Origin of the sequence: Pseudomonas sp. TNT2022 ID1044 (assembly GCF_028656895.1) — a bacterium.
Classification (GTDB): Bacteria; Pseudomonadota; Gammaproteobacteria; order Pseudomonadales; family Pseudomonadaceae; genus Aquipseudomonas; species Aquipseudomonas reinekei.
The window spans coordinates 405,452-426,133 of the sequence record NZ_JAMDHB010000009.1; the positions used below are offsets into that span (position 1 = coordinate 405,452).

At 61.9% G+C, this 20,682-nt stretch carries 19 protein-coding genes and 1 pseudogene; 1 reads left to right on the forward strand and 19 read right to left on the reverse strand.

The annotated features are described in order from the left end of the window. Positions 1 to 32: 32 nt before the first annotated feature. Positions 33 to 416 (reverse strand): hypothetical protein, encoded by a 384-nt coding sequence (locus M5G20_RS14780; protein ID WP_273919669.1) that lies wholly within the window; start codon positions 414 to 416, stop codon positions 33 to 35. A gap of 177 nt (positions 417 to 593) precedes the next feature. Here M5G20_RS14780 and M5G20_RS14785 point away from each other — a divergent pair, with 177 nt between their 5' ends. Continuing rightward, the gene (locus tag M5G20_RS14785; protein ID WP_273919670.1) at positions 594 to 1,400 is read left to right on the forward strand and encodes a class I SAM-dependent methyltransferase; all 807 of its coding nucleotides are present in this window, start codon (positions 594 to 596) and stop codon (positions 1,398 to 1,400) included. Positions 1,401 to 1,522: 122 nt separating this feature from the next. Here the strand turns inward: M5G20_RS14785 and M5G20_RS14790 are convergent, their stop codons facing one another. The 18 genes and pseudogenes from M5G20_RS14790 to M5G20_RS14875 form a co-directional block, all read right to left on the reverse strand. Further along, positions 1,523 to 2,215: an N-acetyltransferase gene (locus tag M5G20_RS14790; protein ID WP_273919672.1), complete on the reverse strand. Its 693-nt coding sequence runs from the start codon at positions 2,213 to 2,215 to the stop codon at positions 1,523 to 1,525. Positions 2,216 to 2,421: 206 nt separating this feature from the next. Beyond that, positions 2,422 to 3,216 carry a ChbG/HpnK family deacetylase gene (locus M5G20_RS14795; protein ID WP_273919673.1) on the reverse strand — a complete coding sequence of 265 codons (795 nt, stop codon included), beginning with the start codon at positions 3,214 to 3,216 and terminating at the stop codon, positions 2,422 to 2,424. Further along, positions 3,188 to 4,393, reverse strand: a complete 1,206-nt coding sequence (locus M5G20_RS14800; RefSeq protein ID WP_273919674.1) for a GNAT family N-acetyltransferase — start codon at positions 4,391 to 4,393, stop codon at positions 3,188 to 3,190. Before M5G20_RS14800 ends, M5G20_RS14795 begins: the two co-directional genes overlap by 29 nt. 4 nt (positions 4,394 to 4,397) lie before the next feature. After that, on the reverse strand, positions 4,398 to 5,087 hold the full coding sequence (locus M5G20_RS14805; RefSeq protein WP_273919675.1) for an N-acetyltransferase: 690 nt from the start codon (positions 5,085 to 5,087) through the stop codon (positions 4,398 to 4,400). 86 nt (positions 5,088 to 5,173) lie between these two features. Next, positions 5,174 to 7,093 carry a hypothetical protein gene (locus M5G20_RS14810; protein WP_273919676.1) on the reverse strand — a complete coding sequence of 640 codons (1,920 nt, stop codon included), beginning with the start codon at positions 7,091 to 7,093 and terminating at the stop codon, positions 5,174 to 5,176. Beyond that, complete coding sequence (locus tag M5G20_RS14815) at positions 7,090 to 8,394, reverse strand: lipopolysaccharide biosynthesis protein (protein ID WP_273919677.1); 1,305 nt, start codon at positions 8,392 to 8,394, stop codon at positions 7,090 to 7,092. Before M5G20_RS14815 ends, M5G20_RS14810 begins: the two co-directional genes overlap by 4 nt. Beyond that, positions 8,391 to 9,392: a polysaccharide deacetylase family protein gene (locus M5G20_RS14820; RefSeq protein WP_273919678.1), complete on the reverse strand. Its 1,002-nt coding sequence runs from the start codon at positions 9,390 to 9,392 to the stop codon at positions 8,391 to 8,393. Before M5G20_RS14820 ends, M5G20_RS14815 begins: the two co-directional genes overlap by 4 nt. Positions 9,393 to 9,404: 12 nt before the next feature. Further along, positions 9,405 to 10,541, reverse strand: a complete 1,137-nt coding sequence (locus tag M5G20_RS14825; protein ID WP_273919679.1) for a glycosyltransferase family 2 protein — start codon at positions 10,539 to 10,541, stop codon at positions 9,405 to 9,407. Beyond that, positions 10,534 to 11,502 carry a glycosyltransferase gene (locus tag M5G20_RS14830; protein ID WP_273919680.1) on the reverse strand — a complete coding sequence of 323 codons (969 nt, stop codon included), beginning with the start codon at positions 11,500 to 11,502 and terminating at the stop codon, positions 10,534 to 10,536. Before M5G20_RS14830 ends, M5G20_RS14825 begins: the two co-directional genes overlap by 8 nt. Further along, positions 11,499 to 12,866, reverse strand: coding sequence for an O-antigen ligase family protein (locus M5G20_RS14835; RefSeq protein WP_273919681.1), 1,368 nt, complete (start codon positions 12,864 to 12,866; stop codon positions 11,499 to 11,501). Before M5G20_RS14835 ends, M5G20_RS14830 begins: the two co-directional genes overlap by 4 nt. Then, a complete protein-coding gene (locus M5G20_RS14840) occupies positions 12,863 to 13,966 on the reverse strand; it encodes a glycosyltransferase family 4 protein (protein WP_273919682.1) in 1,104 nt (367 codons plus the stop codon). The genes M5G20_RS14835 and M5G20_RS14840 overlap by 4 nt, the downstream gene beginning before the upstream one ends. Continuing rightward, positions 13,963 to 15,555: a GumC family protein gene (locus M5G20_RS14845; protein WP_273919683.1), complete on the reverse strand. Its 1,593-nt coding sequence runs from the start codon at positions 15,553 to 15,555 to the stop codon at positions 13,963 to 13,965. Before M5G20_RS14845 ends, M5G20_RS14840 begins: the two co-directional genes overlap by 4 nt. 21 nt (positions 15,556 to 15,576) lie before the next feature. Continuing rightward, positions 15,577 to 16,599, reverse strand: a complete 1,023-nt coding sequence (locus M5G20_RS14850) for a polysaccharide biosynthesis/export family protein (RefSeq protein WP_273919684.1) — start codon at positions 16,597 to 16,599, stop codon at positions 15,577 to 15,579. Positions 16,600 to 16,622: 23 nt separating this feature from the next. After that, on the reverse strand, positions 16,623 to 17,270 hold the full coding sequence (locus tag M5G20_RS14855; RefSeq protein ID WP_150733537.1) for a CpsD/CapB family tyrosine-protein kinase: 648 nt from the start codon (positions 17,268 to 17,270) through the stop codon (positions 16,623 to 16,625). Further along, positions 17,270 to 18,016, reverse strand: coding sequence for a sugar transferase (locus M5G20_RS14860; RefSeq protein WP_212624987.1), 747 nt, complete (start codon positions 18,014 to 18,016; stop codon positions 17,270 to 17,272). The genes M5G20_RS14855 and M5G20_RS14860 overlap by 1 nt, the downstream gene beginning before the upstream one ends. Next, on the reverse strand, positions 18,013 to 19,074 hold the full coding sequence (locus M5G20_RS14865; RefSeq protein WP_273919685.1) for an NAD-dependent epimerase: 1,062 nt from the start codon (positions 19,072 to 19,074) through the stop codon (positions 18,013 to 18,015). The genes M5G20_RS14860 and M5G20_RS14865 overlap by 4 nt, the downstream gene beginning before the upstream one ends. Next, positions 19,071 to 20,423 carry a UDP-glucose dehydrogenase family protein gene (locus tag M5G20_RS14870; protein WP_273919686.1) on the reverse strand — a complete coding sequence of 451 codons (1,353 nt, stop codon included), beginning with the start codon at positions 20,421 to 20,423 and terminating at the stop codon, positions 19,071 to 19,073. The genes M5G20_RS14865 and M5G20_RS14870 overlap by 4 nt, the downstream gene beginning before the upstream one ends. 75 nt (positions 20,424 to 20,498) lie before the next feature. Further along, positions 20,499 to 20,682, reverse strand: a pseudogene (locus M5G20_RS14875) (IS30 family transposase); the annotation flags it as partial.

Consider the following 20,682-nt stretch of genomic DNA (forward strand, 5'->3'; position numbering starts at 1 on the left):
TGCAAGCCTCAAGTCGCAAGAAAAACCGCTGGTTACAGGGACGGCCCCGGCGCACTCAGGCAGGCCAGCATGCAGGTCGGATCGATGACCTCCTGGTTCACGTAGACGCCACGCACCTGATCGTAAGTGCGAATGAACACGCGCACGGTGGCATCCGCTACCGTCGGCAATTGCGAGTCGGAAAACACGTGCTCGCTGGACACCGGAATGAACGTTTGGGGTGAGGTCGGGATGTACGCTCCCGGTGGCACCGTACTGAGCGAAGGTGGCGCGGGGTGGGCGAAAGGCTGGTCGGCACCGTAATAGTGGAATTCAGTGTTCGATAGCTCGGTTTGCATCAGGCTGTCGTCCGCCTGTGCAATGCTCGCGGCAGTCAGGCAAAGAGCAAGCAATAGCGCGTGTCCGGTTTTGTTCATGGCAGCACCTGCGAAGTCGGTTTATCCGCATTCCCCCGAGGCCATTAACTATAGCGCTCCCGTGGGCGTGCGTCGGCGAGCCTGAATTACAAGATCGCAACAAAGCCGCGATGGGGCTTTAAACCGCCATGATCTAGACTCGGGCTGTCAATCAATGACCCGATTCTGGAGCGTGCAATGGAAATGCCGACACACGAACAAGCCATCGCCAGCAACCGCGATGCGTGGAATGAATCTGCCCGTCACCATAAAGACTCTGCCGACTGGCACGAACAATGGGCCGCCGTGGCCCATGCGGATTTCACCTGCCTGGATGACACGCTGACCGGGGTGCTGAGCGAAGTCGGAATCGACGGCAAGGACGTGGTGCAACTGGGCTGCAACAATGGCCGCGAATGCCTTTCACTGTTTGCCCTTGGCGCCCGGCATGTGACCGGGGTCGATCAGTCCGCAGCGTTTCTCGGGCAGGCGCGTGAACTGGCGGCACGCTCGCCCCATGCTCCTGAGTTCATCGAATCCGACATTCACCATTTGCCGGCGCAATTGAAGGGTCGCTTCGACGTGGCCCTGATCACCATCGGCGTGTTGAACTGGATGCCGGACATCGCCGGATTTTTCCGCCACGTGGCGCAAACACTCAAGCCTGGCGGCGTCCTGGTGGTGTACGAAACCCATCCGTTCCTGGAAATGTTCGACCCCGAATCAGCCGATCCCTTTGCCCTGAGTTCCTCGTACTTTCGCAAGGAACCTTTCGTGCAAAATCAACCGATCGTCTACGAAGGCAAAGTCGAGCAGCAGGCGCCGTCGTCCTACTGGTTCGTCCATTCCCTGGGCGACATCTTCAGCGCTGCCATTGCGGCCGGGCTGCAGATTAATCACTTCAAGGAATACCCGCATTCCAACCGCGAAGCGCTCTATGACCGCTATCAGCAGCAGGATGCGCAGTTACCGATGTGTTTTACATGGGTGGCGGTGAAACGCTGAGTGATTGACTGCTGTCACTGACGCCATCGCGAGCAGGCTCGCTCCCACATTGGGAATGCAAATCCCTGTGGGAGCGAGCCTGCTCGCGAATAGAGCGACGCGGTATTCCGGTCGACCTCCGGTCAAGCCTGCGCCGCCGCCGTCACCACTGGCCGGCCCGGTTTGCGCAGTGGGTCCAGGCGGGAACCGCTGTAGCGGGTTTCGCGGAAGAAGCGCCAGCGGCCAAATAGGCCGTAGACGTGGGTGACCCGGCCCTGTTCCTGATAGCCCATGCGGATGTGCAGTTTCAGCGCGGGGATGTTGTGGGTTTCGCACACGTCCACCACCTTGTTGCAACCTTGCGCGGCCATCGCTTCCCACAGCGCGACCTGCACGTCCACCGACAGGCTGCTGCCGAAGTAGGCGCGGATCATTTCTCCGCCAAACTCGAAGAACTCGCCGGGTTTGACCGCAAACCAGCAGCCGTAATAGTGGCGGTCGTGGTAGTCACGGGTGCTGCCCCAGATGAAGCCGATCGCGTGACCTTCCTCGTCCAGGTACATATGCCCGGTGTGACCTTCGGCAGCGAGCTCGGCCATGGTCTGCACACGGTCACCGAAGTGCCTGGTAAACGCGACTGCGTTTTCCGGGGTGATGGTGACCTGGCGCACGCCGGAGTAGGGGCGCAGCTTGTGCGGCGGGACCGGGCTGACCAGATCGCGCTCCATCCACAACAACTCCCAGTGAAAAAACACATAGCGTTTCCACAGTGTGCTGAACGTGCGGCTCAAGCCTTTTTGTTTGATTCGTTCGCGGAGTTTGTCGATCAGGCTCATGAAGCCCTCCTTGGCCGGGATTGGCCGTGCTTTTGGGTGAAGGTAATGATGGGTATAGATCACCATGGCAATTGCATGGCACGTCCTTTAACAGCGATTTGTTTCAATTTGTGTTTCAGTATTGACACAGTTTTTCCGGCGTCAAAAAGCTGCGCTCCGGTACGTCTGGAGGGGCTTTGATCGGGCATGAAAACGGCGGCTGATGGTCAGTCCATTACGGTCACCACCCGTCGGAGGACACTGTTTGCGGCCTCGCCGTAGGCCACCCTCGGCACCCCGGGCAAGCGTTGTTCGAGCAGGGCGCTCAATGACTCGCCCTGTTCCAGATAAGCATCGCCAAAATCGGCGCCGAGCTGGTTGGGGTGGGCGACGATTTCCAGCAAGCCGTAAGCGGGCGGCGCGGCGTTGCGCAGGTCCACCGGGGTGCAGACGTAGTCGGCGGTCGAGCCGGCCAGACTGTTCAAGCGGTGGTTGAGCAATTGTTTGAACAGGCGCTTGGGCAGGCTGAGGTTTTGCCCCAGGTTGCGCGCCAGCCGCACGGGGACGCCTTGCCGGGCGGCGAACCGCGCGACGATCTCACCGATGGGCCAGATGTTGTGCACGTGTTGATGGGAGTCCAGATGACTGGGGCGCACGCCGTTATCCAGGCAACGTTGCCATTGCGCTTCGAGTTCTTCCTCGACGGCCAGGCGGTCCTGAAGACCGAGCCACAGGCGAGTGCGCGACAGGTTCAGGTCGAACACGCCGGCACTGTCACAGAAGGTCGGACGCGCGAGAATACGCCGGCTCAACGGGCTGCCGTAGGTCAGGTTGAAATGCAGGCCGATACGCCCCGCCAGCAACGGATGCTGGGCCAGGGCACACGCCGCTTCGAAGGCTGGCATGTTGGCCATGGCCGTGGCGGAACTGATGATCCCGGCCTGGAACGCTCCCAAAATCACCGCGTTTTCGCAGGCGCTGAGACCGAAGTCGTCAGCGTTGACTATGACTTGGTGTGGCATGTTCACCCTCCATGAGTGTGTCAGTGGATGCAGGCGCCTTGACCTCCGGCGCTGCGACAGGGGCAGGGCTGCTGACCGCTGCCACGCGCTTGGCCCGCCACTGTTGCAACAGCGGTTTGATGTGCTGCCAGAAGCGCAAGGCCAGGCCCAGGGCCAGTCCGCTCGGGCGCCAGGAATAGAAGCTCCAGCGCCAGTGTTCCATGTGCCCGGTCATGCGTTCATGCAGTTGATGACTGGAATTTTCCAGGCTGACCCGCGACGCGTCGATCCAGCGCCAGTTGTCGTCCAGGCCCCAGCGAATCCATTCTTCGAGCAGCACCCGGCCGCTGCCAAGGTCGGCGTACTGCGGCAGGAATGCGAGGTTGTAGTCGTACAGCCGGCCCTGTTCGAGCAAACCGAGGCGATAGCTGATGCAGCGTCCGTCCAGCTCCAGGGTCACCACCCGCACCAGGCCTTGGGCGGCGAGGGCGGTGAAGGCGGTGTCCATCCATTGGCGGTGACGCTCATCGGCAAAAATGCCCACGCCTTCATCGCCTTTCCAGCTCACCGCCTCCACCTCGGCGATGGCCTTGAGCAACGGCCCCATGGTCGTTGCATCGGGGGTAATGCGGCGCACTTGCGCGCCACACGCGGCAATCCGCTTGCGTGCCCGGCGCAGTTTGTAGCGCGGGTCGCCGGACACTTCCTGGCGATCCGCATCGGTCATCAGATGCACCGGCGCGCGACAACTGAGGCGCCGCTCGGCAGTGGAACTGCGCGCGAGCCACGCCGTCAGCGCAGTGTCTTCGCCGGCCAGTTCATTGAGTTGCAACAGGGCATGGGGCAAGCGCCGACGAACCTCGGTCAACGCCTTGCGCATGTCATCGGCATCCACGCACGCGAGCAGCGCGAGACGGTCAGCCAGGGGATAGCCCAAGTGATGCAGCACCCGAAATGGCAATCCGCCGAAGCGCTCGACGGACCTCACCAGGGGCAGGCACAAAACCAGTTCGTCAGCCTGCCAGCCCATCAGAACGTACAACTGTTCGCCAGTTGTCAGCGCCTGTTGCGATGCAACCATCCAGGCCAGTGTATTGAATGGCGTGTGGTCCATCACTCGCAGACGCAGCACTTCATAGGCTGCTGCGGGAAAGTCTGCGGCGCACAACGAAGTACGCCATTCAAATCGCACGGTCATAGGCTCAGGCCACCGAAGGTGTTGCAGGTGAACGATCCGGTTTGCGCAAGGCGTCCAGGCGCGAGCCGGTGTAGCGGGTTTCACGGAAAAAACGCCAGCGACCAAACCATTCATACACATTCATGATGCGCCCCTGTTCCTCGTAACCCGTGCGTATATGCAGTTTCAGCGCCGGGACGTTGTGCCACTCGCACACATCCACCACCTTGTTGCAGCCTTGCGCGAGCATGGCTTTCCACAGCTCGGTTTGCAGGTCCATCGACAGCGACGTGCCCCAGTACCCGCGGCTTAGTTCGCCGCCGAATTCGAAGAACTCGCCTTCTTTGACCGGGAACCAGCAGCCGTAGTAATGGCGGTCGTGGTAGTGGCGTGCGGCACCCCAGATGAATGCCACCGCGTCGCCTTTTTCGTCCAGGTGCATGTGACCGGTGTGACCTTCGCGGGCCAGTTCGGCCATGGTTTCTACGCGGTCGCCGAAGTAGCGGGTGAAGGCCACGGCGTTTTCCGGGGTGATCCTGACCACTTGCAGCGGCGGATAAGACTTGAGTTTATGCGGTGGTATGGGACTGACCAGGTCACGCTCCATCCACAGCAGTTCCTGGTGGGAATACACGTAGTGTTTGCAGATTTTTTTCAGGGTGGCCCACAGGCCTTTCTGTTTGATGTGTTGGTTGAGCTTGTGCAATGCACTCATGTTATTGGCTCCTGACGGGTGGACCCGCAAGTGGAGTAAACCAGCGCGCGGCAATGTGCCTGCGCGGCCAAACTGACGAGCGGCGGTCATGAAGCGCTCCAGCTCAGGGCGAACAGGGTTTGCCCTGGCAGCTCGAAGCTCACGCGACCGTCGGTGCAAGTGAAAGGTGCGTCGCGGCTGCGGTTGTCCGCGCCGAAGTAACGCAATGAGCCTTTGGCCAGCGGGCATGCCGCGCCGTTGAGGCTGACACGTTGCACGCGCGAGCCTTTATTGACCCCCAACAGGCTGCGTTTGAGATCGTCGGCCATGGCCAGCACGTCGACCTCGAACGCGTTGTTTTCCAGACGCATCACAGAATGCAGCCAATGCTGCTGGATGAACTGCTGGGCGAGTGCGACCGGTTTCAGTTCGAAACGGTCGTCGCCGAGCATTCGCAGCATGCCCTTGGGGTACTCGGGCTCGTCGGCGGCCTGGAACCAGTTGAGCATCTCCAGCAAACCATCCTGGGACGCGTTGATCACCACCGAGGCCCACCACAACGAGGTGAAGTGAGTTTCCTGATCGTAAGGGCTCAGGCTGGAACCGCTGGACAGGTTGGTCTGGTCCAGCAGCAGCGCCTTGCGTGGCCGACCGTTGGCGTCGAGGCCGACGAGGTCGGCGGCCCGGCGCACGCTGTCGCGGTAAACCCGGGTCGCCAGCAAATCGCGAATCATCCACTCGTGCCAGGCCAGGGCATCGATCTGATCGCCGGACTCTTTCAACAGGCGCGCGGCCCAGTCGATGCCACGCTTGTCGGCGGCGTTGTCGGCGAACGGGCCGTTGACCAGCCGCGAACTGGCCGGCATGGCAATGCGCACACCGGCCTTGGCGTTGTCGGGGTTGCTGCGCACCTGCCGGGCCATGCTGGTGAAAATGCTCTGGTAACTGGCGTAGTCCGGGTAGTTGAGGTTCGGCTCGTCGGCGAAACCGATGTAATGGGTCCCTTTGCCACCGAGGGCGCGGGTCGCGGCAAGCCAGGCGTCGAGGCCGGCGTTGCTGGTGGTGTCGGCGCGCAGATCGGCCTGGCGCTGGCTGCCGGCGAGGAGGGTGATGTCTTGGGTGATGCCGAAGCGATCCTGATATAAACGACGGAACGCGTCTTCGTAATGCGGCTGTTTTGCCGTGATGTCGACGAAACTGTAATAGGCACCGGCCTGGGGCTTGATGGCGTCGAGCACGGCATAACTGGAGGGCGGCGGCATCACGTAGGGCAGCGCGATCCCCAGCTTCGGCGTGTTGCCGACCACGTCCCTGTGCAAGGTCAGGCGGGTTTCACCCGCGTCCTCGCGCAGGGGTTTGAGCTGTTGCGGATTCTGCGCGAACAGATTGGCCGTACCGTCGAGCCAGAACGCGGCCTTGCCGCTGCCTTGCAGGCGCAGGCGCCAGACTTGCTCGGTACTGGCGACGGGCAGGGCGACCTGATCGAATTGCCAGTAAGCGCGGTACGGTTTCAGCGCCAACGAAACTTGCCGCCCATCGCCGACACGTTGCGCTTGCAGGGCGCCGACACCCCCGTGGAACTTGCCCGCCAGCACCGCGTGTTCACCGGCGCCGACCTTGAAAAACAGCTCGTCGCCGTCGCGGGTTTCCGCGCTGAAATGCACCTTGGCCGGAGCGAACAACGCCACCGTGCGCTCGTCATGTTCGACCTTGTAGCGGCGAAAACTGTAGCCGGGAATCTCCAGTTGATAACTGCTGGCGCCCGGCAACAGCGGCCAGCTCTGGCTGCCCCGGGTTTCGCTGGCGGCAATCTTGCGCTCACCCGCCAACTTGCCCTTGCCGTCGAGCAGGTACAGGTGTTCTTCGTTGGCATCCGCCTGCCACGCCGGCACCCAGCGCACGGTCACGTTATCGGGGCGATCCGCTTGCAGATACAGGCTGCCGTCACGAATGTCGGCCCAGCGCATCGGCCCGGCATAAGCGTCGAGCGACAGACCCAGACCCACCGCCAGGGCAAAATATTTCATGCCGATTTCCGTTGCAGGATTTGCAGCATCGGTGCCACGTCGCTGGGCAGGATGATCAGGGTTTGCCACAGCGGCACATGGCTCAAACGGCAATACATCACCAGCAATGCGACGGTCACCGCCAGGTACGCGATGGACGAAGCGGCGGCCGCGCCGACAATGCCGTAGGCGGGGATCAGCAACAGGTTCAGCGCCAGGTTGAGCAAGGCGCCGAGGCCCATCAGCAGCGAAATCGAACCGGGTCGATCCTTGCCCAGCAAATCCAGGCGCAGGATGCTCGCGTAGCACAAGCCGAGCAGCCCCGGCAGCAGCGCGAGCAAGGCCGGATACGCCGGCTGATAGGCGACACCGAACAGGGTGACGATCAGCCATTCGCCGATCACCGCCATGGTCAGGCACGCGCCGAGCATCACCGTGGCCGTCAGGCGCAGGGCCAGTGGCGTGACTTTTTCGATGCCTTCTTCTTGTTGCAGCAAGCGTTTCATCAACGGCGTGGTCACCGCTTCCGGGACAATCAGCAGCAACTCGGCGGCGGCGCTGGCCATGGCGTAATGACCCAGCGCGGTGCTGCCGAGCAAGGCGCCGATGAACAGGTAGTCGGAGCGCAGGATCACTTGCTGGAACAGCATGTCCGGATGGCTGCGGGCGCTGAAACGCAGCAGCTCGTTCTGACTGGCGCGATCCCATTGCAGGCTCAGCGGTTGATTGCGCTTGAGCCACACCCAACCGACCAGTACCACCAGGCTAATGCCCGCCAGCCAGCTGATCAGCGCCGCTTCCAGCGCGGCGCTTTTCCACATCCAGAACAACGCCAGAAACAGCAACAGCGGTGCCAGCGACTCGATCAGGCGCAGGGCGTTGAACGCCACCACGCCGCCCGAGGCGTTGTGCAATGTCAGCAGCCCGCTCTTGAGCACGGTCAGCGGCACCGCCAGCAACAGCAGCCAGGCCAGCAGGCCGAGCTGCGTGGTGATGTCCAGTTCGCTGCCGAATTCACGGGTCAGCGCCACCACCAGCAAGGTCAACAACCCCGCGAGCAAACACCCGAACACCAACACCTGACTGAGCAATAAGCCCATCGGCCGTTGCTTGGCCGCCTGGTAACCCACCGCCGAATTCAGCCCGCCACTGGTGGCGGCGCTGATCAGGTCCGGCAGGGTGCTGAGCAATGCGAACAGGCCGCGTTCACTGGGCCCGAGAATCCGCGCCAGCAACACGTTGCGCAGCAAGCGCAAGCCGATCATCGCCAGCTTGGTGCCCATGCTCAGCGCCAGGTGCTTGAGGTAATGGCTGCGACTCATGGGCGTGCCCCACGGTAGATGCGCCAGGACAACAGATCCGGATTGCGTGCGGTGCGCTGGCTGACACCAAAACGCGGCAGGGCCAGCGGATCGTTGGCGCCCCGGTAAATGCCGGTGCCAGTGCCCAGGGCAAACGGGAAGTCGTGGTCGGCCACGTGTTGCCGCACCCGCTCGTCGTTGTCACCGTTGGGGTAGCAGTAGACCGGCAACGGCCGGTTGCAGCCATTCAGCAGGGCCTGACGACTGCGGCTCAGTTCTTCATCCAGGGTTTGATCGTCGAGGCCGGTAAGGATCGCGTGACTGGCGCCATGGGGCCCGAAACGGATCAGGCCGCTGGCCTCCAGTGAACGCACCTGTTGCCAGTCCAGCGCTTGCGGCAACGACTCTTGCGGGCATTCATCGGTCAGGCGATTGAGGTCTTGGGGCGACAGGGTTTTCAGGTCCTGCAGAAAGTGCAGCAATGCCAGGCTGCGCCGTTGCACATCCGGGTCATCACACAGTGCCGGCAACGGCCGACCCAGTTGCTGCAAGCATTCGATCAGGTGCGCACGGGCCTTTTCACCGTGGCTGTTCCACAGGGTTTCGCCGATGCTTTCCCACCAGAAACGCTGGCGGCTGCCGATGAAGTCCGTGGACAGGAAGATACTCGCCGGCACCTGGTATTTCTGCAGCAGCGGGAAGGCGTTCACCGCGTTGTCGCGCCAGCCGTCATCGAAGGTCAACGCCACTTTCGGCCGCTCGGACCTGAGGCTGCCCGGTTGCAGGATCTCCATCAGCGGCACGCAATCGAAGTGTTTTTTCAGCCAGGCCAGCAGGTGCTCGAAAGCCTTTGGTCCGACGCACAGTTCATTGCGGTGGGGCAGGTTGGCGGCGTGGTCGCTGGCCAGCACCCGGTGCAGCATCAGGATCACTCCGGCGCCATGCAACTGCTGGCGTCCCACCGAGGAATTGAGGTAAAGCCAGCCGCTGGTGCGCTTGAGTAAGTGTTTGATCGCCATGGCACGTGCCTCTCATCGATTTTGCTCGGGGTTCCATTGCGCATAACGCTGACCGCGCAGGAACTGCCACAGACCCATGCTCATGCCGGCGAGGGTCACCAGGAGGAACGCGGCGAGGCGAAAGGGTTTGGGCAAGCGGTGTTGCGAGTCGAGCAAACCGGCGATGGCCGCCGAGTACCCGAGCAGTTGCGCGATCAGGCTCAGGCGGTAGAAGCCGTGGTCGTCCCACAGCCAGAAGTTGCTCAGCAGCAGCGGCAGCAACAGGATCGGCGCCAGGCGGCGGATCAGTTTGTGGCTGATCAAGGCAATCGCATACAGGCCATGTTTGAGCGGATTGAGCAGTTCGCGGCGCTGGGCCAGGCTCTGCAAACCGCCCACGGTGACCCGCTGGCGCCGACGAAATTGTTTGTCGGCCTCATCGACGCCAGTGTCGATCACCCGGGCTTCGGGCACGTAGATGATCCGCTTGAACGCCACCGGCGCGCAGGTGCTGATAAAGAAGTCGTCGTTGACCTCCGCCGGCACCTTTTGGAACAACTCGCGGCGCAGGGCGAGCAGGGCGCCGTCGGCGGACACCATGCAACCGGTGCGGTTTTCCACGTAGCGCAGCCAGCCTTCGTAGTGCCGATAGAGACTGTCGCCGATGCTCAGGCCTTTGCCGGTCACCGGGATCAGCATGTGCCCGGCGCAGGCACCCACCTGAGGGTCGGCCAACGGTGCGAGCAAATGGCCCAGGGTGTCGTGGGACCATTGGTTGTCGGCGTCGGTGAACACCAGGATCTCACCCGTGCTCAGCGCGGCGCCGGCATTGAGGGTCGCGGCCTTGCCCTGGCGGGGCAGGTCGAGCACGGTGATGCGCGGATCGACGACCTTGCGTGCGCAGGCCACGGTGTCGTCGGTGGAACCGTCGCTGGCGAGGATGATCTGCAGCGAGCGCGCCTGATAATCCTGGGCCAGCACGGTGCGCAGTTTTTCTTCGATATACCGCGCCTCGTTGTGCGCGGCAATGACGATGCTCACATCCATCGGTGCCGCCGGGCCGTGGCGGCGCGCGGCGAAGAACGGCGCGAGCAAGGTCAGCAGCAACGGGTAACCGACGTAGGCGTAGACCGGCAACAACAGGCACAACCAGAAAATGAATTCAGCCACGGGCGGGCCTCCTGGCATTCCAATGACACAGACTGAGAATGAACGCGGCACCGGCCAGGTGCAGGCGTACCCAATGCAGGCCCCACAGTTGCACGGTCAGGCACGGGTTTCGGTGCTTGGCGGTCTGGCGCACGCTCAAGACCAGCGCTGGAACAGTGGTCAGCAGCACCATGAACAACGCATGGTGAGGAAAACCATCCAGCAGCGCAGATATCGCCAAGAAGTCCAGCAGCCAGGCACCCAGCGACAGCAGTGGAAAGCGCAGCAGACGCAGGCTCATGCCATGGGTGCGCAGCAATTGCAGATGGCTGCCCTGGCGCCACATTTCCTTGCCCATCCACTCGCGCCAGTTCATTTCGTAGCCCCAGTGCAGGGCGATGTTTTCGTTGATTGACATCAGTCGCGCACCGTTGGCAGACAGGCGCAAGGTGAAGTCCTTGTCCTCACCCGTGCGCAGGGTTTCGTTGAAACCGCCGACCTTGTCGAACCATGAGCGGCGCATCAGCAGGTTGGCGCTGGGCAGCCAGTCCACCGACTGCACGGTGTGGCGCGAGGGACGCAGGGTGCGCCGTTGCCATGCCGTGGCGTACCAGGGCGCTTGCGCCGGGGTGTGCAAGTCCAGGCCAAACACGTCGGCGACACCGGCTGCTTCCAGTTTCAGTAAATGGGTGAGCCAGTCTTCGGGCATTTCGATGTCGGCATCGATGAAGGCCAACCAATCTCCGGTGGCGGCCGCGGTGCCGCGGTTGCGCAGGGCGCCGATCAGCACGCCGGGCACGACCAGCACTTGTGCACCGGACTGCCTGGCAATCTCCGGGCCCTGATCCTGTGAGCCGTTGTCGACCACGATCAACTCGCATTCCAGACCGGCAACATTGGCGGCGCGTTGCGCTGCCAGCAGGGTCCGGGCGATGTGCCGGGCTTCGTTGTACATCGGGATGACGATACTGATGCGGCTCATGCCTTGGCCTCCAGGACTGGGCTTTCTTCGGCTTTCAGACGCAGGACGCAGGTCAGGGCGAGCATGATCCACACGTACTTCTGGTTCGGTGCACTGAGGAACATCAAGAACAGCGTCAACGACAGAAAGCTCATGCCCAGGTGCGTCATCAGGTCGGCCTGCTGCCAGTTGCGGCGCCGCATCCAGGCTCGACGGGCGCGCATCAGGTTGTACAAGCCGAGGCCGAGCATGCCGACGAAGAGCAGGCCGGCGGGAATCCCCAGTTCACTGAAGATCTCCAGATAGGTGTTATGGGCGCGGCGGTACAGGTCACCGACTTTGCGGTTGGCGGAAAACGCCTTGGCGTAACCGGTGGTGGCGTAGTGCAGCGGGAAAGTCCCGGGGCCGGTACCCAGTAATGGATTTTCGCGGATCATCTGGCTGCCGACGACGATGTACGAGGCGCGGCGGCCCAGGGATTCGTCCTGCGCCTTGGCGCCGGAACTGAGAATACTCAAGGACTGGATGCGTGCCACATAACCCGCCGGCATCGCATAGATGGCCAACGGAATCACGATGGCCAGCCCGAGCATGGCAAAACCCAGGTGACGCGGGCGAATCCGTGTCAGGTGCGCGCGGTAGTGCCAGGCGCCAATGACCAGGCTGAGAAACAACACCACCAGGCCCGAACGGGACTCGGTTTTGGTCATGCCGCCCAGCAGCAGGATAAAACCGCCCAGCCAGAACAGGCGATGCAACAGATTCGGGCTGCGGATCACCAGCAGCAGCGCCAGCGGCACGGCAAATGCGATCAGCATGGCAAAGGCGTTCGGGTCTTCCAGCAGGCCGGCGGCGCGACCCTGGTCCTGGTACTTGCTGGAAAACATCGCCAGCGCGCAGGTGAGGGTGACGCTGAGGGTGACCAGTCGGGCGAACAGGTCCAGGTTCATTTCACGGCCGATCAACAGCGTGATCACAAACAGGATCAGCCCCACGCTCAGCTCCCGCAGATGCCCCAGCGACATGCCCAGGTCATCGGTGTTCAGCATGCTCAGCAGATAAAGCACCATGAACCCGATCAGCAAGCGCCAGATGTTGCTGCGCAAACGTTCGGATGGAATCTGGTGCAAGGCCAGTTGCAGCATCAGGATCAGCGCCAGAGACGCACCGATCATCTTGGTGCCGGACAGCGTGCTGTCCTTGAAGAACCCTTCGAGCGGCACCAGCGCCGCAATGCCCAGCAGGCCCCAGGCGGGCTTGCGGAACAGCACGGCGACGCCCACCAGGCCCAACACCGCTCCCGGCGCCAGAAAGGGATAAGGGCTGGCCAGCAATGCGAGGCAGACCAGACCGAGGAAACTGACGATCGAGAGCGGAAAAATCACGCGCGTGCCTCCCGTGCAGTACGGATATAAAGCTGCGACCAGCGTTCGGCCAGGGCCTTGAGGTCGTAGCGATCCAGTTGTGTGCGTCGTGCGTTGTCGACCAGCTTGTGCGCCAGCGCCGGGTCACGTAGCAGGGTGCCAATCTGCCGGGCGAGGGCGGCGCTGTCGGCGGGTGTGGCCAGCAGGCCGTTGTGCCGATCCTCCAGCACATCGGGAATCCCGCCGACGCCAAACGCCACCACCGGCACCCCGGCCTGCATGGCTTCGAGCAGAATCATCGGCGTGCCCTCGGTGCGCGAGCTGATCACCAGCGCGTCGAGTTGCCGCCACCACGCACGCATGTCGGTCTGATACCCCGGCAGCGTAATGCGCTCCTGCAAACCGGCCTCATTGATTCGTGCCAACAGGCTGTCCCGTTCCGGGCCGTCGCCGAGCATCACGGCGTCCAGTTGCGGGTGTTGCTGACACAGCGCAATCAATGCGTCGAGAAACAGGTCCGGACCTTTTTCACTGCTCAGCCGGCCGACGTAGCCGGCCAGCCAGCGTGGCCGTTGCGCGTTGTGCGGTTGCAGATCGTGGGTGGCCGGCAGGCCGTTGGGGATCACTTGCAGCTTCTGCGCACTGACGCTGGCCTGACGGTGCAGCGCGGCAATGCTTTCGGCGACACAGACCACGCGATTGACCGACGCGGTCCGGCACAATTGCAGGCTCAGCCAGGTGTAGAACTTCTGCTTGCGACTGCGCGGAGTGAAACCGTGCTGCGTGATCACCAGCGGCAGGCGCAACAACGTCGCGCCCACCCAGCCAAACAGCAAACCCTTGAAGTTATGCGTGTTGATCAGCGGCCGCTCGGCCCGTCGCTCACGCAAATGCGCAAGCAACGCCCCCAGCCCGGTGCAACCGCGACAGTCGACCCCCGCCTCGCGAAACCGTGCGAGCAACGCGTACGGTGCATCGAGAAACAGCACCTGGTGCTGCCCCGGCGTCGCCAGGCAGTGGTCGAGCAACATCCGCTCGGCCCCATAGAAGCCACCACTGCTGAGCAAATGAATGATCGGCAGTGATGGGCTGCTGTGCCCGGACGACAGGGGCGCGTTCAATTGCGCACCCAATGGACGAAGCTCGGCACGCTCCAGTTCTTGTGCGGGTTGCCCGGCTCGGCGTTTTGATCGTTGATCACCAACAGCACCGGCAGGCCCAGTTCATGGGTGATTTGCGCTGGATGCTTGAAGCGATGATCGAAGAACTCACGCACGTAGACGAAGGCAATCGCCAGCAACAGACCGGTGAACAAGCCGAACGGAATGATCAACAGCGGTTTGGGGAACGCCGCCTCGGTCGGTTCGAACGGCGGGCTGAGTACCCGGGCGTTGGACAGGTCGTTGTCCAGCGAACGGGCGGTGCTGCTTTCGGCAAAGCGCTGGGCGTAGGTGGAGAAGGCCGCGTGCAGGGCGTCGATCTCGGTATCCACCTGGCGCAACTTGCTCTGGGTTTCCTGCAACTGGTGGATGCGGTTCTTGAACTCGGCAATGCGCGCGGTTTTCTGGTCGATCACCGAGCTGACAATCGCCAGGTCATTGGTGCGTTCCTGAATCCGGTTGCTGACCACTTTGAGGAACTGCTGGCGGGTGCGGGCGATTTGCTCGCGGGTCAGCAGCATCGGCTCACTGCCGGGCTGGAAGATCGCCAGATCGTTCATGTAGCGGCTGACCTGGGCGGTCAGCGCCTCACCCATTTGTTTGATCTCGCGGTCTTCGAACGCCACGTTGTCGACGGTGGTGGTGAAGGTGTAGGGGAAGGTGTAGTCGTTGAGTTTGGAGTCCTTGGCAGCGGCCAGGCTGGTTTTCAGATAGTCGAGCCAGCGTTGGCTTTGCAGCAGGCGATCACGGTACAGGTTGAGCGCTTGCTCCTCGGTGTTGATCGCGTTCAGGCGAAAGGTAATCTCTTCCTTGGGGTCGGACGCACCGATAGCGCCCAGCAAATCCTGCCGGTTGCCTTCCAGGCCATCGAGACGCACCTGATACTGGGTTTTCTTGGTTTCGTAGAAGCTCTGCGGCAGGTCGATCGATTGCAAGGCCTGACGGCTGACCAGGTAGTTTTGCAGCAGCGACGCGACAAACCTGGTGCCCTGGGCCGGGTCAGGAAAGCTGTAGATGATCGAGATCACGTTGGAGCCCGGCAGGGTTTCGATCTTCAGGCTGTCGATGGCTTGTTGCGTCAGGGCGTCGAGCGCGGTGTCGCGCACCGGATCGGTTTCCATGCCCAGCGCCGATTTCACCGGGTTGACCACGTGCTCACGCAGTGGCGTGCTGACGTAGTTCTTGAACGGTTGCGCCAGCAGTTTATTGAGCAGGCCCGGAGGCGGGGTGTACTCGCCCTTGTCGCGCAATTCGCTGATGGTCTGCCGGATCAGGGCCGGGGAGCGCAGGATATTACTCTCGGTTTCCATATCGGCCAGAGACGGCGGAATGAACTGCGCGTTTTCCTGGTTCAGTGACGTAGTGGCGTCGCCTTGTGAGAGTTTTTTCGACTGCACGATCACTTGGGCGGTGATATCGAAGCTCTGTTTGAGCACCAGTGGCAAGACCAGTGCGATCACTGCAAAGACCAGGAACACGCGCTTCACCAATTGTTTGTTGGCGAAGAAGATCCTGAAGAACTCGTGCAGGTAGTTTTCCTTTGGGTTCATGTCGGGTCACCTGAGAGTAAGTTAGTCGTCACTGTCTTTGTTATCGACGCGGTAGCCGAAGCTGAAACCCACACCCTGGAACAACACCACATCCGCCAGTTGCCGTGCGAGCTCACCGGCGCTGGCCAGTTTGGTCTTGGGCACGTAGAGCATGTCGTCCGGTTGCAGGTAGGCGATCTGCGAGGCATCGCCGGCCAGGGCTTTTTCCACGTCGTAACGACGGGCTTCGACCTGATTGCCGTTGCGGCGCATGATCACCACCGAATCCAGACGCGCCTTGACGTTGGAGCCACGGGCCAGGGTCAGCGCTTCGAGCACCGAGACCGGACGGCGGATCGGGTAGGAACCCGGCTGGCCGACTTCACCGAGCACGTAGATTTCGTTACCGGCGGTGGATTTGAGCAACACGTCGACGGTCATCCGCCCCGGCAGCTGTGCGTACTTTTTATTGAGGAAGGCTTCCAGTTGGTTGACGGTCATGCCTTGCAGCGGCACGGCGCCGATCTCCGGGAAACTGGCGTAGCCGTCGGTGCCCACGGTGATCTCCCGGCTCATGCCGGTGGCCGGGTGGTTCAGCGCGTTTTTGAGGTTCTGCTCGTTGGTCAGCGGACTGATGATTTGCACGGTCAGCTGATTGCGGTTGGGCTGGAACAACTGTTTGCGTTGATAGGCGCGCTGGATTTCCTGGCGCGCTTGTTCACTGGTCAGCCCGGCGATTTTCACCGAGGTGTTGGCGCCCGGCAGTTCGATGGTGCCGTCGGGCAGCACCAACTGGTTGCCGTTGAGCTGGCTGGCAGCGGTGAAGTTCAGGCCGATCTGGTCACCGGACTGTACGCGGTAGGCATCCGAGCCACTGGTGCTGATGTGGAAGATCACGTCCAGCACATCCTGCGGGCGCAAGGTCTGTTCGATCTTGGGCATGTCAGTGGCCTGGGCGTTGGCCGGTGAGGCCGTGAGGATATTCACCGGCATGTTCTGGGTTTCCGAAGTGCTGGTGCAACCTGCAAGCGGCAGCAACAGCAGGACAAGCATTTTGGCGTTCATGGCGTCATCCTTTTTGCGAGGGCTTACAGGTTTTTGTAGAGCCACTTGGGCATGTAGTACTTGCGCCGGTTGAACACGCTGCCGACCAGTTTCGCGCCGGCCTGGGTCAGGCGTTGAACCGCCGCCTGCGCCACTTCCCAGCGCGTGTCTTCAGAGCGCACGACCATGATCACGCCGTCCACCTGAGTGCTGATGACCAGCGTGTCGGCGGCCGAATACACCGCGTCACCGTCGATCACCACGAAGCGGTACTGACTGCCGAGCTGATCGAGCAACGGGCTCAGGCGCTCCGGTGTCAGGTGTTCAGTGCCCCGCGAGAAACGCCCGAACGGCAGGACGTGGAAGGGCAGGCTCGACACGTTGACCACACAGTCCTGCAACAGCGGCGGGCTCTGCTCGTTGAAGAGCAGGTCGCGAAAACCGCGTTCCTTGCCGAGCCCCAGTTGCTGGGTAAGGTTGGTCGAGGACTGACTGGCATCGACCAGCAGCACCTGGCCGCTGCTCATTTGCGCCAGTTGGCTGGCCAGCGCCAGGGCGCTGGTGGTGGTGCCCGCGCCGGGGTTGGCCGCGGTCAGAAACAGGATGCGCAGATCCTGATCCAGCACGGCCGACGTCAGGTTGGACTCGCTCGGGTTGGCGATGCTGAGGCTTTTTGCAGTTGAACCGTCCATTAGCTTGCTCCGTGGCCGCTGAATACTTTGAAGGGGGTTTTCAACAGGATCTTCAGATCAAGCAGCAGGCTCTGCTCGGCGATATAGCTGAGGTCCAACTCAACGCGCTGGTCGAAGTCGATATTGCTGCGCCCGGAGATCTGCCAGAGACCGGTCATGCCGGGGTAGATGCTCAGGCGCGCGAGATGATTGTCCTTGTAGCGATAGGCGTTGAACGACGTTGGCCGTGGGCCTACCAGTCGCATGTCGCCCGTCACTACATTGATCAGGTTGGGCAGTTCGTCGAGGCTGGTGCGGCGCAGGAAACCACCGATGCCGGTGATCCGCGGGTCCTTGTCGATCTTGAAGTCGATCGCGTCCTTCCCGTGTTTGTTCAAATGCCGCAGCGACTCCTTGAGCTCTTCAGCGTTGGCCACCATGGTGCGGAACTTGTACATACCGAACATCCGGCCGCGATAGCCGGTGCGTTTCTGCACGAACATCACCGGGCCCGGGCTGGTGAGCCTGATGGCCAGTGCCAACACCAGCAGGACTGGCGAGATCAGCAGCAAAATCACCAGTGCGCCGAAGCAGGCAAACACCCGGTTGGTACGCGACAACGTCCATGGCCGGCCACCGTCACGGCCTGTCACCCAGCCGCGACCCTGCATATGAATGGCGGCGTCGAGGCGCATTCGGTGTTCGGGATCCAGGCGCTTGTCACGGCGCAGGTGTTGGATGGGTACACCTTGTTCATGTCCAGTCATTGAGCAGTCCTCCGCTGGAATTCAGCCGCGAGCGGCGCTTGGGCGATAGGCAGTGGGTAGTAATCACGAAACCAGGCGATGAAACGCCCGAGTCCTTCATCCAGTTCGATACGGGGCTGGAAACCGGTGGCGCGGGCCAGGTCGCTGGCGTCGGCGCAGGTGTTCAAGACATCGCCGGGTTGCAGTGGCAGCAACTCGACCCGGGCTTTTTGCCCCAGGTGTTTTTCCAGCAAGGCCAGGTAATCCTTGAGCGCTACCGGGTGCTGGCCGCCGATGTTGTAGATCCGCCATGGCGCCATGCTGCTGGCCGGGTCCGGTTGTTCGCGGTCCCAGTCGGCGTTGGCTTGCGGCGCGCGGTCGATCAGCCGGGCGATGCTCTCGATGATGTCGTCGACATAGGTGAAGTCGCGCTGATGCTCGCCGTAGTTGAACAGCTTCAACGGTTGCCCTTGGGCAATCGCCCGGGCGAACTGGATCGGCGACATGTCCGGCCGGCCCCAGGGGCCATACACGGTGAAAAAGCGCAGGCCGGTGCAGGGAATGCCGAACAGATGGCTGTAACTGTGGGCCATCAGTTCGTTGGCTTTCTTGGTCGCGGCGTACAACGACAGCGGGTGATTGACGCCGTCCTGTACCGAATACGGGGTGTGCTGGTTGGCGCCGTAGACCGAACTGGATGAGGCGTAGATCAAATGCTTGACCGGGTGCCGGCGGCAGCTTTCGAGAATGTTGAGGAAACCGTTCAGATTGCTGTCGAGGTACGCCCGGGGATTTTCCAGGGAATAACGCACGCCGGCCTGGGCCGCGAGGTGAATCACCACGTCGGGTTGTTCCTGGGCAAACAGTGTCTCGATGGCCGGAGCATCGGCCAGGTCAACCGTTGAGAGCTGGAAAGGGCCGACCTGCTCCCGCACCCATTGCACACGGTCGTGCTTGAGTTGCGGGTCGTAGTAGTCGTTGAAGTTATCCAGGCCGAATACCTGATGCCCGTCGCGCAACAGCCGCAACACACAGTGGGCACCAATGAATCCGGCGGCGCCGGTCACGAGAATCTTCATGGGCGTGGCGCCTCGGGCACGACATGCCGCAAACCGATGCCGCTGTAATGCAGGCCGGCCGCCGCAACGTGTTCGGGGTTGTACAGATTGCGCCCGTCGATGATCACCCGCGAACGCAGCTTGCTCGCCAGCAGGTCGAAGTCGACCACACGGAAATTTTTCCACTCGGTGCAGATCACCAGCGCATCGGCATCTTCCAGGGTGTCGTCGCGGGTGGCGCACAGGTGCAGGTCGTTGCGGTAGCCATAAATGCGTCGGCATTCGGACATGGCTTCCGGGTCATAGGCCTGCACGCTGGCGCCTTCGGCCCACAAGGCATCCATCAAATAGCGGCTGGGTGCTTCGCGCATGTCATCGGTGTTGGGCTTGAACGCCAGGCCCCAGATCGCGATGGACTTGCCGGCCAGCCCTTGGGGAAACTGCGCCTTGAGTTTGCTGAACAGGATGTGGCGCTGGCTGTCGTTGACGTCGGTAACGCTACGCAACAGACGCAACGGCATGCCGTTGTGTTCGGCAGTGTGCAGCAGGGCGCGCAGATCCTTGGGGAAGCATGAGCCGCCGAAGCCGCAACCGGGATAGATAAAGTGATAACCGATGCGAGGGTCCGAACCGATGCCCTTGCGCACCGCTTCGATGTCGGCCCCGAGCAATTCGGTGAGGTTGGCCAGTTCGTTCATGAAACTGATGCGAGTGGCGAGCATCGCGTTGGCCGCGTACTTGGTCAGCTCGGCGCTGCGGTTGTCCATGAACATGAGTTTTTCATGGTTGCGGCAGAAGGGCGCGTACAGCTCGCTCATCTGGCTGCGGGCGTCGTCATCGTCGGTGCCGACGATGATCCGGTCCGGACGCATGCAGTCGGCCAGGGCACTGCCTTCCTTGAGAAACTCGGGGTTGGACACCACTCGCACCTTGAGCGCGGCCTTGTCCCGGCGTTGAAGTTCCTTGAGGGCGGTGGCGGCGACCTGGTCGGCGGTGCCGACCGGCACCGTGGACTTGATGATCAGGGTGCGATCGGCCTCCATGTAGCTGGCGATCTGCCGGGCCACATTCAGCACATGGGTGAGGTCGGCGGAACCGTCTTCATCGGCGGGTGTGCCAACGGCGATGAAGATCAGCTCGGCGTGTTCGACCGCGTCACTGGCCTGGGTGGAGAACAGCAACCGTCCGGCCTTGATGTTTTCTTCCAGCGTGCCGGAAAGTCCCGGTTCACTAATCGGTGGAACGGCCTGTTGTAGTTGCTTGATCTTATTGGGATCAATGTCGACACATAAGACACGATGTCCGACATCGGCCAGTGCCGCTGCTTGTATCAGGCCAACATAGCCCGTACCAAATACGCTCACGTCCATATTGGCGTGCCTCGTAAGTTCGCTGGAAAGATCAGAAATGAGACTGGGCGGTTGCAGGAGCTGAGTGCAACACGGTTATTGAATTGAAGCCGGAGCATCATGCCGCATAGCCAAGGCTTCCTGCATCACCTCTCCCATGACTTCGATCGGGCATTTGAAATCGAAGCGCTTACGGGGGCGCATATTCAGTTGCAGGGCGATGGCATTCAGTTGCTCCTGGCTGTGTACCGACAAGTCAGTCCCCTTGGGCAGGTACTGG